A 13,494-nucleotide genomic window follows, 5' to 3' on the forward strand; every position below is an offset into this window, starting at 1 on the left:
CGCCGGCGGCAGCGGGCGCCGCCGCGGGCTGCTGCTGCGCCGCCGCCGGGCCGCCGAGGACCACCGCCGCCGCCAGGGCGGCCAGGGCTGCGGCGGTTCGCCCGCCGCGCCATGCCGATGCCGTCACGCCACCATCTCCGCCACGTAGTCCGCAATTGCCAGGCAGGATGTCAGACCGGGGCTTTCAATTCCGTAAAGGGCGCAATATCCGGCGACGCCGGTCGTGGCCGGCGACTGGATGTCGAAGTCGCGGGTCGGCTCGCCCTGGGCCTGGATCTTCGGCCGGATGCCGGAGTAACTGGCGTGCAGCTGGCCGTCCTGCACGTCGGGCCAGTAGCGGCGGATGGAGGCATAGAAGCTGTCGGCGCGGCGCGGGTCGACGCTGTAGTCCAGGCTGTCGATCCATTCCACGTCCGGCCCGAAGCGGCCCTGGCCGGCCATGTCGCGGGTGTAGTGCAGGCCCAGGCTGGCGGCGGTCGGCAGCGGGTAGATGAGGCGGCTGAACGGCGCCTTGCCGGTCATGGTGAAGTAGTTGCCCTTGCAGTAGTGCAGCGGCGGCACCGTCGCCGGGTCGAGCCCGCGGATGGCGCGTGCCACCGCCTGCGCCCCCAGGCCGGCGCAGTTGACCACCAGCCCGGCTTCGATGGCCATGGGCTCGGCGCCGCCGACCTCCAGCCGCACCCGGCCGCCGTCCACCACCTCGCCGCCGGTCACCGGCGACTTGAAGGCGATCATGCCGCCGTGGTCCTCCAGCTCGCCGCGCAGGGAGACCATCAGGCTGTGGCTGTCGACGATGCCGGTGGTGGGCGAGTGCAGGGCGCCGACGCAATGCAGCGCCGGTTCCAGCGCCATGGCCTCGCGCGCCTCCATCCAGTCGAGGCGGCAGCCGTTTTCCGCGCTCTTGGCCTGCAGCGCCTTCAGGGCCGCCACCTCGTCGTCGGAGCAGGCGACGATCAGCTTGGTGCAGTTGACGTAGGGCACCGCGCGGGCGTCGCAGTAGTCATAGAGCATGCGGTTGCCGCGCACGCACAGCCGCGCCTTCAGGCTGCCGGTGGGGTAATAGACGCCGGCGTGGATCACTTCGCTGTTGCGGCTGGACGTGATGGTGCCGATGGCGTCTTCCGCCTCCAGCATGATCACCTCGCGCCCGCGCAGGGCCAGGGTGCGGGCGACGGCCAGGCCGACGACGCCGGCGCCGATCACCACGCAATCCATTCGCTCGGTCACGGCAGGTCTCTCTTCTGTAGTGGCAGGCAAAGGAAAAGGGGCGGACCCTGCGGCCCGCCCCTTTGTCTCTATCAAGCCTGCGAGGGCTTCGCCAGGACCGTTCTGATGGCCACGCGGAAGGGCACCAGCATCAGCAGGGCGAGGCCGAGCTTGACGCCGTAGTCGCCCACCGCCAGCGACACCCACGGCACGTCGGTCAGCATGAAGGCGCCGGCGAAGAAGATGGCGGTGTCGACCGCCGACCCGACGGTGGAGGACGCCAGCGGCGCCGCCCACCACTGGCGCAGGTGGCGCAGGCGGTCGAACAGGGTGACGTCCAGCAGCTGGGCGATCAGGAAGGCGGCGCCGGAGGCGGCGGCGATGCGCGGCGTCGCCAGCCACGCCGACATGACGACGGCGATCAGGAAGCCCACCGTCACCACCCGGCGGGCGGCGGCCGGGCCCCAGGTGCGGTTGGTCAGGTCGGTGACCAGGAAGGCGAACGGATAGGTCAGGGCGCCCCAGGTCAACCAGTCGTTGATCGGGTACTGCACCAGGATGTTGGAGGCGACGACGATCACCGCCATGGCGGCGACCGGCAGCACGAGCCGGTTCATGGGTACGAAGTCCTTCTACAGCCACACGCCGCAGCACAGACGGCGGGCACGACCCCAGGCGACCACCGCCGGGGCGAGAATTGATGCCGTCGAGATAGCTTGAATCCGTCCGTCGCGCAACGTTCGGCTGGCGTCGCGGCCGGCTTTGCCGCTACAGTCTGGGGAATCGTTCATCCTTTGGCACTAGGTGTTGATGACCGCCGCCGAAATCGTTCCCTCCGTCTGCCCGCACGACTGTCCCTCGGCCTGCGCCCTGGCCGTGGAGCGGATCGCGCCGGACCGTATCGGCCGGGTGCATGGGGCCAAGGATCATCCTTATACGGATGGTGTCATCTGCGCCAAGGTCGCCCGCTATGCCGAGCGCGTCCACAACCCCGACCGCCTGACCCGCCCGCTGGTCCGCCGCGGCGCCAAGGGCGAAGGGCGGTTCGAGCCGGTGGACTGGGACACCGCCCTCGACCTGGTGGCGGAACGCTTCCAGGACGCCGCCAACCGCCACGGGCCGGAAGCGGTGTGGCCCTACAACTACGCCGGCACCATGGGCCTCGTGCAGCGCGACGGGATCGAGCGGCTGGGCAACCTGCTCGGCTACTCGCGCCAGACCGGTTCCATCTGCACCGGCACCGCCGATCCCGGCTGGTTCGCCGGCGTCGGCGGCAAGCTCGGCACCAGCAGCCTGGAGATCGCCGAGGCGGAGGTGATCGTCCTGTGGGGCACCAACGCGGTGCATACCCAGGTGCAGGTGATGACCCACGTCGCCAAGGCCCGCAAGGCGCATGGCGCCAGGGTGGTGGTGGTCGATCCCTACCGCAACGCCACCGCCCGCCAGGCCGACATGCACCTGATGCTGCGGCCGGGCACCGACGGGGCGCTGGCCTGCGCCGTCATGCACGTCCTGCTGCGCGACGGCATGGCCGACCGCGACTTCCTCGCCCGCCTGACCGATTTCGGCCCGCAGACCGAAGCCCACCTGCGCGAGCGCACGCCCGCCTGGGCGGCGACGGTCACCGGCCTGACGGAAGCGGAGATCGAGGCTTTCGCCCGGCTTTACGGCAGCACGAAGAAAAGCTTCATCCGCTTCGGCTACGGCTTCACCCGCCAGCGCAACGGCGCCGCTGCCATGCACGCAGCCTCCTGCCTGCCGGCGGTGACGGGGGCGTGGGCGGTGCGCGGCGGCGGCGGCCTCTACAGCTATTCCGGCGGCTTCCACATCGACGACCGGCTGCTGTCGGCGCGGGATGTGCCGCGCACCGGCCAGCGCGGGCTCGACATGGTGCGCATCGGCCGGGTGCTGACCGGCGACCGGGCGGAACTGGGCGACGGCCCCGGCATCCATGCCATGCTCATCCAGAACATGAACCCGGCCATGGTGGCGCCGGAGCACCGCACGGTGAAGGCCGGCCTGTCGCGCGACGACCTGTTCCTGTGCGTGCACGAGCAGGTGATGACCGAAACGGCCAAGTATGCCGACGTGGTGCTGCCGGCGACCATGTTCCTGGAGCACGCCGACATCTACAAGGCCGGCGGCCACACCTTCCTGCAGGTCCACAAGCCGGTCATCACCCCGGCCGGCGAGGCGCGGGAAAACCACTGGGTGGTGAACGAACTGCTGCGCCGTCTGGGGGCGGAGCATCCCACCTTGCACATGACGGCGTGGGAGGTGGTGGACGCCACCCTGCGCGCCAGCGGCTGGCCGTCGGCCGAGGAGGTCCTGGCGGCCGGCGGCATCGACGTCTCGGCCCGCAACGGGGCCCATGGCGGCGGCTGCTTCCACGACGGCTTCCCGCAGCCCGACGGCCGCTTCCGCTTCCACCCCGACTGGCGCGCCCTCGGGCCGCTCGGCGGGGCGCTGCCGGCGGCGCCCGACCATGTGGCGATCCTGGACGAGGTGAGCGAGGAACGGCCGTTCCGTCTGGTGACGGCGCCGGCCCGCAACTTCCTCAACTCCAGCTTTTCCGAGACGCCGACCAGCCGCAAGCTGGAGAAGCGGCCGACGGTGATGATCCACCCCGCCGATGCCGCCGAGCATGGCGTCGCCGACGGCGCCGTGGTGGTGCTGGGCAACCGGCGCGGCGAGGTGCCGATCCACGCGCAGCTGTTCGACGGCGTGCAGCGCGGCGTGCTGATCGTCGAAAGCATCTGGCCCAATGCCGACTTCGCGGGCGGCGAGGGCATCAATACGTTGACGAGCGCGGAACCGCCGCCGCCGGCCGGCGGCGCGGCCTTCCACGACACCACCGTGTGGCTGCGGGCGGGATCGTGAGCGCGCCTGTCATGAGGAACATCGAGGGGGAGGGACACCGCATGAACGCCGAGGCGTCGCAGGGCATCCGCCGCAACTGGTCGCAGGGTGACGGGGTGCATACCATCGTCATGGGCAACGAGAAGGGCGGCACCGGCAAATCCACCATCGCCATGCACCTGATCGTCAGCCTGCTGTACGAGGGGCTGCGGGTCGGCACCATCGACCTCGACGCCCGCCAGGGCACGCTGTCGCGCTACATCGAGAACCGCGCCCGCGCCTGCCGCGACCGCGGCCTGGAGCTGCCGCTGCCGACCCACGTGCCGATCGAGATGTCGCCGGACAAGGACACCGACCTGCGCCGCCTGCTGCGCGCCATCACCGACCTGTCGAAGACCAACGACGTGGTGGTGATCGACACCGCCGGCTCCGACAACTACCTGTCGCGCGCCGGCCATGTGTTCGCCGACACCCTCATCACGCCGCTGAACGACAGCTTCGTCGACCTGGACGTCATCGCCCGCGTCGACCCCGACACCATGTCCATCGCCGGCCCCAGCCACTACGCCGCCTCCATCTGGGAGACGCGCAAGAACCGGGCGCTGAAGGATGGCGGTTCGGTGGACTGGATCGTGCTGCGCAACCGCCTCAGCCACGTCGACAGCCGCATGAAGCGGCAGATGGAGGACCTGGTGGATGAACTGTCGTCGCGCATCGGCTTCCGCACCGCGCCGGGGCTGGGCGAGCGCGTCATCTACCGCGAGCTGTTCCTGCAGGGGCTGACGCTGCTCGACCTGCGGGCGCAGGGCGTCAACGTGGAACTGAGCATGAGCCACGTCGCCGCCCGCCAGGAACTGCGCGCCCTGCTGGATGCCATCAACCTGAAGAAACTGGCCCGCAGCCTGGGGGCGTGACGGCGGCGGCGGCCGGCGGCCGGGGGCCGGCCCGTCAGCGGGCCAGCCGCACCGGCGATCCGTGGGGCGTGCGGCGGTAGGCGTCCGCCCAGTCCGCCTTCAGGGCGTCGAGCGTGGTCTTGTCGGCGACGCCGCGCGCGGCCAGCATGACCTCCAGCGCCGTCACCCAGTGGCGCCAGTAGGCGCTGCCGTCGGTGTCGGGCTGGCCGGCATCGCGGGCCATGGCGAGGGTGGCGCCGAAGGTTTCCGTCCATTCGGTCCAGGTGAACAGGCCCCGTTCCGCCAGATGGACGGTGACGGCGAAGGCCTGCGCCTGCCAGGGCTCGGCGAACGGGCGGTCGGGGGCGGCGGGGCAGCCGGCGGCGGCGCGGTCAGACGGCATCGAGATACGGCTCCCACAAATCGAGGGTGACGGAGTGGCGCGGGTCGGCCTCCGGCCCCCACAGTTCCACCGCCGTGAAGCGCACGGCGTAGAGGTGGCACGGCGCTTCGCCCTGGCGGTGGGCATTGCTGTCGGGGAAGACGTGGCCGCCGTGCTGCATCACCACCACGCCGCACTTGCCGCGGGTGTAGCGGGGCAGGCGGGTGTGGCCGCTGGGGTTGAGGTTCTTCGCCCGCACCCGGTCGCCGACGGCGAAGCGGGGTGCCGCCTCCACCGGGCGGGCGCTGGGGCCGCCCCGGCGCAGGGTGGCCGCGACCTTGTCGGCAGTCAGCGGCGGCTGCGCCGGCGGTGCCTGCGGGTCCGGGCGGCCGGAGGCGGCCTCGGCGGCGGAGATCAGGCCCGTTTCCACCATCAGCATGGCAAGGGCGGCGATCCACTTTTCATAATAGGTGTAGCGCAGGTAATCGCGCGGCGGCAGGCGCTCGCGGGCGTGGCGGCTGACGTCGATGTTCCAGCGCCCCCAGGCGGCCATGGCCAGGGTGAGGGCGAGCGCCCGCTTCTCCCACTCGCCATGGAAGATAGGCTCGTCGGGTTCGGGGCGGACCGGGCCGAAGCCGTGCATGCCGCCCATGTCGTGGACGCCGTTCATGCCGCCGGCTCCCGCGCGAAGCCGGTGCCGATCATGCTGTCGCGGGTGACCAGGGCGGCCAGGGCCTCCTCGTCCAGTCCCTCGGTTCCGGGCGGGCGTTGCGGGATCACCAGATAGCGGATCTCGGCGGTGGAGTCCCACACCCGCACCTCCGTCTCCTCCGGCAGCGACAGGCCGAAGTCGGCCAGCACGCCGCGCGGGTCGATGACGGCGCGGGAGCGGTAGGCGTCGGACTTGTACCACACCGGCGGCAGGCCGAGGACGCTCCACGGGTAGCAGCTGCACAGGGTGCAGACGACCATGTTGTGGACGGCCGGAGTGTTCTCGACGATCACCATGTGCTCGCCCTGGCGGCCCTCATAGCCCAGTTCGGCGATGGCGGCGGTGGCGTCGGTGCGCAGGCGGTCGAGGTAGGCGGGGTCGCTCCACGCCCGCGCCACCACGCGGGCGCCGTTCCGCGGCCCGACCTGGTGTTCATAGGTGTCGATGATGGCATCCAGCGCCGCCGGATCGACCAGCCCCTTGTCCACCAGCAGGGTTTCCAGCGCCTTCACCCGCAGCGCCGGGTCGGACGGCACGTCCTGGTGATGGTCGCCGTCGTGATCGTGATGGTGCCCGTCGTGCGGCATGGACGCTCCCCGTGGCTTATGGTTGTCTTGCCTTCAGCCTCGCCCATCCTGAACTGCAGCGCAATGGTCGGGAATGGCGGCCTTGCGCCGGCCGGGCCGGGGGCCTAAAAAGAGTGGATCAGATGCATCTTTGCAGAGAGGGTTCCATGCGCCGCGATCAGGTGACGGAAGAGGGCATCGTCGCCCTAGTCGACCGCTTCTATGACAAGGTGCGGGCGGATGCGACGCTCGGCCCCATCTTCGAGCAGGCCATCGCCGGCGACTGGGGCCCGCATCTGGCCAAGATGTATGATTTCTGGTCGAGCATCATGCTCACCACCGGCCGCTACAAGGGCCGGCCGCTGCCGGCCCACGTGCGCCTGCCGCTGGAGCCGCAGCACTTCGGCCTGTGGCTGGAGCTGTTCACCCAGACGACGGAAGACCTGTTCGAGCCCGAGGTGGCGCACGCCTTCCAGGTCAAGGCGCACCAGATCGCCGGCAGCTTCATGACGGCGCTGGAAACGGTGAAGCAGTTCCCCAGCATGGCCCGCTGAGGGCGCCGGCGGCCGAGCGGGCGCGCGGACGGAGGGGCGGTCAGTCGAACTCCGCCCGCAGCGCCTCGGCCACGGCGTCGTGCAGGGCGATGGTGCGCAGCTCGCTGAGCACGGCGCAGGGGGCGTCGGCGTTCTTCATCTCGACGTCGAGCGCGGTGGTGCCGTCGCTGCCGCTCCAGCTCCAGGCCGGGCGCCAGGTGGCGAAGCCCTTGTAGCGGGCCTGGATGTCGCGCACCACCGCCACCTGTTCCTCCGGCTGGCAGGAAATGGGTTGGCTGGCGCGGATGGCGAAGACGGTGCCGGCGCCGTCGGCCCAGACCTGCAGGTCGGTGCGGGCGGCGTCCAGTTGCGTGCCCTTCTCCAGCCCCTGGTGGGAGCAGATGGTGACCAGCGGCCGCCCGTCCGACTTGTCCGCCGTCACCGTGTCGCAGCCGTTGAACGGCAGCTTGAGGCCGACCGCCCGCGTGCGCGCCTGATCCAGCGTCATGCCGAGGGTCAGCCCGGCCAGTTCCGTCGGCGCCTGCTGGGCGGCGGCCGGGGCGGCGGCGGCAAGCAGGGCGGCGGCGGCAAGGGCGCCGGCGGTGGCGGGCGTCAGGCGGGGCATGGCGGTCTGTCTCCCAGGCGGCGGAACCGGCGGCCAGTAGACCACTCCACCGGCTGCCGCTCAAGAGGGGTACGTCACTCGGTGACGGTGACCACCAGTTCCATCTTCGGGTGGATGCCGCAGAAGACGTGATAGGTGCCGGTTTCGGGGAAGCTCATCTCCACCGTCTGGCCGGGGTCCTGATAGCCGGAGTTGAGCGTCAGCTTGGGGTCGTCGACGCGGACGTTGTGGCTGCGGGTATCGTCGTTGAGCACCCGCACCGTCTCGCCGGCCTTCACCCGGATGGCGCCGGGGGTGAACTGCTTGTCCTTCTGGCTGATGTCGGTGGTGGTCACCATCACCGCCGGCAGACCGACGGTTTCCGCCCGGAACGGCGGCGGCGGCGCGTCGCTGTCCAGGGTGCGCAGGAAGGCGACCACATCGGCCTGTTCCTCCGCCGTCAGGTCGATCCGCGGCAGGTCCGGCGACAGGCTGACGCGGCTGACCGTTTCCGGGTGCGCCCGGCCGTGGTGCATGGCGTGGCCGGCGTCCATGGCGTGGTCGGGGTCGCGGGCATGGGCGTAGTGGGCCACCACCTCCTCCAGCGTCGCCAGCATGCCGTTGTGCATGTAGGGGCCGCGGTGGCCGAGGTCGCGCAGGGTGGGGGTCTTGAAGGCGTGGTCCAGTTCCGCCATGGCGAGCACGGCGCCGCGGCCCTTGTCGGCGTCGGGCAGGCCGATGTCGTGGAAGGCGTTGTCGGTGAAGGCCCAGCCCGAATGGCAGGAGGCGCACTGCGCCTTGCCGACGAACAGGTCGAAGCCGCGCTTGGCCGCGGCCGGCACGGCGGCGTCATCCCCCGCCACCCAGCGGTCGAAGGGCGCCTCGCCGGAGACCACCGTGCGCTCGAAGGTGGCGAGCGCGCGGGCAATGGTGTCGGCGGTGATCTGCGGGCTGTCGGGGAAGGCGGCGGCGAAGGCGGCGACCAGATCGGCGTCGGCGCGCAGTTCCTCCACCAGGTCCGGCAGGGTCTGGTTCATCTCGCGCGGGTTCTGCACCGGGCCGAGGGCCTGCTCCTCCAGGCTGGCGGCGCGGCCGTCCCAGAAGAACTGCGCCCCCCAGGCGCCGTTCAGCACCGTCGGCACCCGGCGGTCGAGCGGCGTGCCGTCGATGGCGGCGCCGGTCGGCAGGCCGTCCTCGAAGCCGCGGTCGGGCATGTGGCAGGAGGCGCAGGAGCGGTCGTTGGCGCCCGACAGGCGGACGTCGTGGAACAGCCGTTCGCCCAGCGCCGCCTTCTTCTCCGACCACGGATTGGCGGCGGGGAAGGGCACCACGGCCGGGCGGGCGAAGGTGCCCAGCAGGTCGCGGTCCACCGGCGGCAGCGTCTGGGCGGAGGCACCGTCTGACGGCGCGGCGAGCAGGGCGAGGGCGGCGGCGGCCCAGATGGCAGTGCCGAGGATGATACGGATACGCATGATCTTCGTCGTCCTTCAGGGGCCGCCGCCGCCGGTCGCGGTGCGGCTTACTTGCGGTATTCGCCGCCGAGCAGTTCGATGCGCGACACCTGCGCCCGCAGGGCCGAGGCCTCGACGGTGGGCGCCTGCGGCGGTTGCACCGCCGGCCACGCCGGCTTGGTGGCGTCCACGGCGGCGACCAGCTTGTCGTCGGCCGGCAGGCCCTGGGCCTTCAGGAAGTCGGCCAGCGCCCACACGAAGCCGCGGCTGTCCTGGTATTCGACCACGTTGGCGATGCGGCCGTCGCGGAAGGCGGCCTCGTACTCGTCGGCGGCAGTCTGCATCACCGGAACGGCGACGTCGAACAGGAAAGCCTTGTCGGTGAGGTGGCTGCCGCCGACCTCGGCGATGGCCTTGGCGACGACGCCGTCGATCTCGGCGGCCAGGCGGTTGATCTCCGCCACGTCGGCCTTGGCCTTGCCGGCGGCGGCCAGGGCCGCCAGCGCGTCGCCCAGGGTGGTGATGTTGTGTTCGTGCAATTCCGGCTCGATGGACTCGTAGATCTCTTCGGCCGGGTGCAGGAAGTGGGGCAGGGCGTCGTCGGCCTTGCCGTCGCCGTAGAGGCTGGTGCCGATGGCGAGGTGGCCGCGCACCAGCAGCAGCTGGCCGACCGTGGCGGCATGCTCGTCGATGCCCTGGAAGGCGCCGGCCTCGCCGCCTTCACCGCCCTCGCCACCTTCGCCGCCATGGGCATGGCCGTGGCCGCTTTCGCCGCCGGCCACGAAGGTCATTGGCAGGCCGTGATGGGCCGGCGGCGCCGCGTGCAGGCCGGCGGCCTCGGCGCTGTCGGCGGTGGCGACGCTGCCGCCGGCGCCCAGCACCAGCGCCACGCCCAGGCCGCTCCACAGCTTCACGGAATTCTTCTGCATGTCGATCTGACCCCTTCATCCAGGTGCAACCGGTGCCGGCATCCTCGCCGCCGGCTCGATGAATGAAATGTAATTGAAAGTCAATCGCAACTCCAATATTTTTCTTACAAATAGTGTGGCTTCCCCCGGCGGTTCCGCCAGGATGCGCCGCACGCCGCGCTGCCATGGGAGAAGAGTCATGCTGATTGCCATCGCCGACGTCCTGACGGCCGAGGAACTGGCGGAGATCGACGCCCTCATCGAGGCCGGTACCTTCCAGTCGGGCAGCCGCACCGCCGGCTGGCACGCCCGGCTGGTGAAGAACAACGAGCAGATGTCCGGCCGCAGCGCCGAAAAGGCGCGCGAGATGGTGCTGGCCGCCCTGCAGCGCAACGCCACCTTCACCGCTGCCGCGCTGCCGCTGCGCATCATGCCGCCGCTGATCGCCCGCTACGGCTCGGCCATGACCTACGGCGATCATATCGACGACCCGATCATGCGTCCCGCCGGCGCCCCGCCGCTGCGCACCGACGTGTCGACCACCGTCTTCCTGTCCGACCCCGATGCCTATGAGGGCGGCGAGTTGACCATGGAAACGCCGGCCGGCACCCAGACCTTCAAGCTGCCGCGCGGCGCCGCCGTGGTCTATCCGTCCACCACCCTGCACCGGGTGGCGCCGGTGACCGTCGGCGAGCGCCGGGTGGCGGTGACCTGGACGCAGAGCATGGTGCGCGACCCGGCCCGGCGGGAGATCCTGTTCGACCTGGAGCGGTCGCGCCGGGCGGTGTTCGACAAGGAGGGCAAGAGCGAGGTGTTCGACCTTATAACCAAAAGTCGCGCCAATCTCCTCCGCTCCTGGGCGGAAGTCTGATCTCGCGCGGCTGCATGCCTGTTGGTCTTGGTTGACGACGGCCAAGGGTATATTCTGTCTTCTGAATTAATCCGGCTGGGGTAGGGGCATACCCGGGTTAAGGGACAGAAGGGGACGACAGTGATCAAGATCAACATCCTCGGCCGCATCGGCCTCGCCATGGTGGCGGTGGCCGGGCTGGCGGCGGCCGTGGCGTCCGTGCCGGCGCTGATGACCACCAACGACCTGATCTCCAAGACGCTCCAGCGCCAGCTGGATCAGGGCTACGTGAAGATGATGTCGGCCATTGATGCCGAGGCCTTCCGCGCCGCCTCCATGGCGGCGGTGGTGGCCGGGCTGCCGGAGGCCCAGAAGGCCTTCGCCGCCGATGATCGCGCCGCCCTGCTGGCCCAGTTCGGCCCCGGCTACAAGGCGCTGGAAAAGGACTGGGCGGTGAGCCAGTTCCAGTTCCACACCCCGCCCGCCACCAGCTACCTGCGCCTGCACAAGCCGGAAAAGTTCGGCGATGACCTGTCGGCCATCCGTGCCACCGTGGTGCAGACCAACCAGAAGAAGGCGCCGGTCACCGGCCTGGAAAGCGGTGTCGCCGGCCTGGGCGTGCGCGGCGTGGTGCCGGTGACGGCCGATGGCCGCCATGTCGGATCGGTGGAATTCGGCACCGACTTCGGCCCGGTATTCTTCGAGCGGTTCTCCGAAGCCACCGGCCTCAAGGTGGCGCTGCACGTGAAGAAGGCCGACGGCGCCGGCTTCGACACCTTCGCCTCCACCATTCCCGGCGGCTCGCTGTTCAACCAGAACGACCTGGCGGCGGCGCTGGCCGGCACCAACCAGCTGCGCCGGCTGGACAACGGCAGCGGCGACGTCGGCGTCTATGCCCGCGCCGTGCGCGATTTCTCCGGCACCCCCTTCGCGGTGGCCGAAATCGTCATGGATGCCACCCCCTATACGGCGGAACTGTCGGCGGCCCGCCGCTCGACTGTGCTGGCGGCGCTGGCGGCGCTGGTGCTGGCGTCGCTGCTCGGCGTGCTCATCGCCCGCGGCATTGCCGGCCCCATCGGCCGCATGATCGGGGTGATGGACGCCATCGGCCATCGCCGCTTCGACGAGTCCATCCCGGCGCAGGACCGCAGTGACGAGATCGGCGCCATGGCGCGCGCCCTGGTATCACTGCGCGACCGCGCCCAGGAAGTGGCGGAGAGCGAGGCCGCCCAGTCCGCCCGCCTGGCCGAGCTGTCCAGCCGTGAAACCACCCTCAAGCACGAGACCGAGGCGCATCTGGTGGGCGTGGTTGATGCGGCCATCCAGTCCAACGAAGCCATCATCGTGCTCGCCCACATGATGGAAGACGTCGCCGCCGCCAACCGCCAGAGCCAGGCCATGGCGTCCGCCATCGAGGAACTGGTGGCGAGCGTGCGCGAGATTTCCCACAACTCCGACACCGCCGCCGACGGCGCCCGCGGGGCGGAGGGGGCGGCCAGCCAGGGCCTCACCGCCGCCGGCCATGCCGTCACCACCATGGAAACCATCTTCCGCGCCGTGTCGGAGGCCGCGTCCAACGTCAACGGGCTGGCCGACGCCTCGGCGCAGATCGGTGCCATCATCGAGGAAATCGAGGATATCGCCGACCAGACCAACCTGCTGGCCCTGAACGCCACCATCGAGGCCGCCCGCGCCGGCGAGGCCGGCAAGGGCTTCGCCGTGGTGGCGAACGAGGTGAAGACGCTCGCCAACCAGACCGGCCGCGCCACCGAGGACATCCGCTCCCGCATCGAGAACCTGCGCAACGAGATGGGCACCATCGTCGGTGCCATGGAAAGCGGCGCGGCGGCGGTGGAAAAGGGGCGCACCGCCGTTCACGACCTGGGCGACCGCCTGCAGGCCATCGCCAACGAGGTCAACGGCGTCAACGCCAAGATCACCGAGATCGCCGCCATCCTCAGCCAGCAGACCATGGCCGCCAACGAGGTGAGCCAGGGCACCGCCTCCATCGCCGACCTGTCGCGCCGCAACGACGAGGAAATCACCGCCGTGCTGCGTGCCATGGACAAGGCCTCGGCGGTGCTGAACGAGCGGGTGGGCGAATTCGCCAAGGTCGGCACCGCGCTGGCGATCGTGCAGGTGGCGAAGAACGACCACGTGGTGTTCAAGAAGCGCATCGTCGACGCCGTCATCGGTCGCGGCAAGTGGGCGGTGTCCGAGGTGCCCGACCACCATCACTGCCGCCTCGGCAAGTGGTACGACAGCGTGCAGGACCCGGCCATCCGCAGCCAGCCGGCCTTCAAGCGGATCGAGCAGCCCCACGCCCGCGTCCATGCCGCCGGCATCGCGGCCCTGAAGGCGGCCGGCGCCAACGATCACCACGGCGCGCTGAAGCATATCGAGGAAATGAACCACGCCAGCCACGAGGTGCTGAACCTGCTGGACGAACTGGCGCGGGGTCTGTCGGGTCCGCGGGCGGCCTGAGGGCCGGCCGGACTCCTTTGCTGGTGATGACGACGGCGGCGGGCGG

At 70.6% G+C, this 13,494-nt stretch carries 13 protein-coding genes; 5 read left to right on the forward strand and 8 right to left on the reverse strand.

The genetic code is table 11. The annotated features are described in order from the left end of the window. Nucleotides 1-123: 123 nt before the first annotated feature. Nucleotides 124-1,227: an NAD(P)/FAD-dependent oxidoreductase gene (locus ABD056_RS18790; RefSeq protein WP_343869212.1), complete on the reverse strand. Its 1,104-nt coding sequence runs from the start codon at nt 1,225-1,227 to the stop codon at nt 124-126. Between the two features lie 71 nt (nt 1,228-1,298). Continuing rightward, nucleotides 1,299-1,823 (reverse strand): queuosine precursor transporter, encoded by a 525-nt coding sequence (locus tag ABD056_RS18795; RefSeq protein ID WP_343869214.1) that lies wholly within the window; start codon nt 1,821-1,823, stop codon nt 1,299-1,301. 193 nt (nt 1,824-2,016) lie between these two features. Between ABD056_RS18795 and ABD056_RS18800 the strand changes: the two genes are divergently transcribed. Beyond that, on the forward strand, nt 2,017-4,086 hold the full coding sequence (locus ABD056_RS18800; RefSeq protein WP_343869216.1) for a molybdopterin-containing oxidoreductase family protein: 2,070 nt from the start codon (nt 2,017-2,019) through the stop codon (nt 4,084-4,086). Nucleotides 4,087-4,127: 41 nt separating this feature from the next. Beyond that, nucleotides 4,128-4,979 carry a division plane positioning ATPase MipZ gene (locus ABD056_RS18805; protein ID WP_343869217.1) on the forward strand — a complete coding sequence of 284 codons (852 nt, stop codon included), beginning with the start codon at nt 4,128-4,130 and terminating at the stop codon, nt 4,977-4,979. Nucleotides 4,980-5,013: 34 nt separating this feature from the next. Here the strand turns inward: ABD056_RS18805 and ABD056_RS18810 are convergent, their stop codons facing one another. Genes ABD056_RS18810 through nthA form a run of 3 tightly spaced genes read right to left on the reverse strand, consistent with a single transcriptional unit; the run spans nt 5,014 to nt 6,639 of the window. After that, entirely contained in the window at nt 5,014-5,361 is a 348-nt protein-coding gene (locus ABD056_RS18810) for a nitrile hydratase accessory protein (protein ID WP_343869218.1), read from the reverse strand. After that, complete coding sequence (nthB, locus tag ABD056_RS18815; RefSeq protein ID WP_343869221.1) at nt 5,351-6,010, reverse strand: nitrile hydratase subunit beta; 660 nt, start codon at nt 6,008-6,010, stop codon at nt 5,351-5,353. Before nthB ends, ABD056_RS18810 begins: the two co-directional genes overlap by 11 nt. Further along, nucleotides 6,007-6,639 (reverse strand): nitrile hydratase subunit alpha, encoded by a 633-nt coding sequence (gene nthA / locus ABD056_RS18820; protein WP_343869222.1) that lies wholly within the window; start codon nt 6,637-6,639, stop codon nt 6,007-6,009. Before nthA ends, nthB begins: the two co-directional genes overlap by 4 nt. Before the next feature lie 146 nt (nt 6,640-6,785). Here nthA and ABD056_RS18825 point away from each other — a divergent pair, with 146 nt between their 5' ends. Then, nucleotides 6,786-7,172, forward strand: coding sequence for a group III truncated hemoglobin (locus ABD056_RS18825; RefSeq protein ID WP_343869224.1), 387 nt, complete (start codon nt 6,786-6,788; stop codon nt 7,170-7,172). A 40-nt stretch (nt 7,173-7,212) separates the two neighbouring features. On the opposite strand, the gene ABD056_RS18830 is transcribed toward ABD056_RS18825, so the two are convergent. From ABD056_RS18830 to ABD056_RS18840, 3 genes are all read right to left on the reverse strand, one after another. Further along, a complete protein-coding gene (locus tag ABD056_RS18830; RefSeq protein WP_343869226.1) occupies nt 7,213-7,776 on the reverse strand; it encodes a hypothetical protein in 564 nt (187 codons plus the stop codon). Between the two features lie 74 nt (nt 7,777-7,850). Continuing rightward, complete coding sequence (locus tag ABD056_RS18835; RefSeq protein ID WP_343869228.1) at nt 7,851-9,227, reverse strand: cytochrome c peroxidase; 1,377 nt, start codon at nt 9,225-9,227, stop codon at nt 7,851-7,853. Between the two features lie 47 nt (nt 9,228-9,274). Then, a complete protein-coding gene (locus ABD056_RS18840; RefSeq protein WP_343869230.1) occupies nt 9,275-10,135 on the reverse strand; it encodes a hypothetical protein in 861 nt (286 codons plus the stop codon). Between the two features lie 178 nt (nt 10,136-10,313). Here ABD056_RS18840 and ABD056_RS18845 point away from each other — a divergent pair, with 178 nt between their 5' ends. Beyond that, nucleotides 10,314-10,985 (forward strand): Fe2+-dependent dioxygenase, encoded by a 672-nt coding sequence (locus tag ABD056_RS18845; protein WP_343869231.1) that lies wholly within the window; start codon nt 10,314-10,316, stop codon nt 10,983-10,985. Between the two features lie 120 nt (nt 10,986-11,105). Beyond that, nucleotides 11,106-13,448, forward strand: a complete 2,343-nt coding sequence (locus tag ABD056_RS18850; protein WP_343869233.1) for a methyl-accepting chemotaxis protein — start codon at nt 11,106-11,108, stop codon at nt 13,446-13,448. The last annotated feature ends 46 nt before the right edge of the window (nt 13,449-13,494 follow it).

Origin of the sequence: Caenispirillum bisanense, assembly GCF_039523075.1 — a bacterium.
Taxonomy (GTDB): Bacteria; Pseudomonadota; Alphaproteobacteria; order Rhodospirillales; family Rhodospirillaceae; genus Caenispirillum; species Caenispirillum bisanense.

Excerpts from the sequence above, each read along its gene's own strand:
- ABD056_RS18825 (WP_343869224.1), top strand. The coding sequence starts at position 6,786 with ATGCGCCGCGATCAGGTGACGGAAGAGGGCATCGTCGCCCTAGTCGAC.
- nthA (WP_343869222.1), bottom strand. The coding sequence starts at position 6,639 with ATGCCGCACGACGGGCACCATCACGATCACGACGGCGACCATCACCAG.
- ABD056_RS18835 (WP_343869228.1), bottom strand. The coding sequence starts at position 9,227 with ATGCGTATCCGTATCATCCTCGGCACTGCCATCTGGGCCGCCGCCGCC.
- ABD056_RS18810 (WP_343869218.1), bottom strand. The coding sequence starts at position 5,361 with ATGCCGTCTGACCGCGCCGCCGCCGGCTGCCCCGCCGCCCCCGACCGC.
- ABD056_RS18840 (WP_343869230.1), bottom strand. The coding sequence starts at position 10,135 with ATGCAGAAGAATTCCGTGAAGCTGTGGAGCGGCCTGGGCGTGGCGCTG.
- ABD056_RS18800 (WP_343869216.1), top strand. The coding sequence starts at position 2,017 with ATGACCGCCGCCGAAATCGTTCCCTCCGTCTGCCCGCACGACTGTCCC.
- ABD056_RS18845 (WP_343869231.1), top strand. The coding sequence starts at position 10,314 with ATGCTGATTGCCATCGCCGACGTCCTGACGGCCGAGGAACTGGCGGAG.
- ABD056_RS18805 (WP_343869217.1), top strand. The coding sequence starts at position 4,128 with ATGAACGCCGAGGCGTCGCAGGGCATCCGCCGCAACTGGTCGCAGGGT.
- nthB (WP_343869221.1), bottom strand. The coding sequence starts at position 6,010 with ATGAACGGCGTCCACGACATGGGCGGCATGCACGGCTTCGGCCCGGTC.
- ABD056_RS18830 (WP_343869226.1), bottom strand. The coding sequence starts at position 7,776 with ATGCCCCGCCTGACGCCCGCCACCGCCGGCGCCCTTGCCGCCGCCGCC.
- ABD056_RS18795 (WP_343869214.1), bottom strand. The coding sequence starts at position 1,823 with ATGAACCGGCTCGTGCTGCCGGTCGCCGCCATGGCGGTGATCGTCGTC.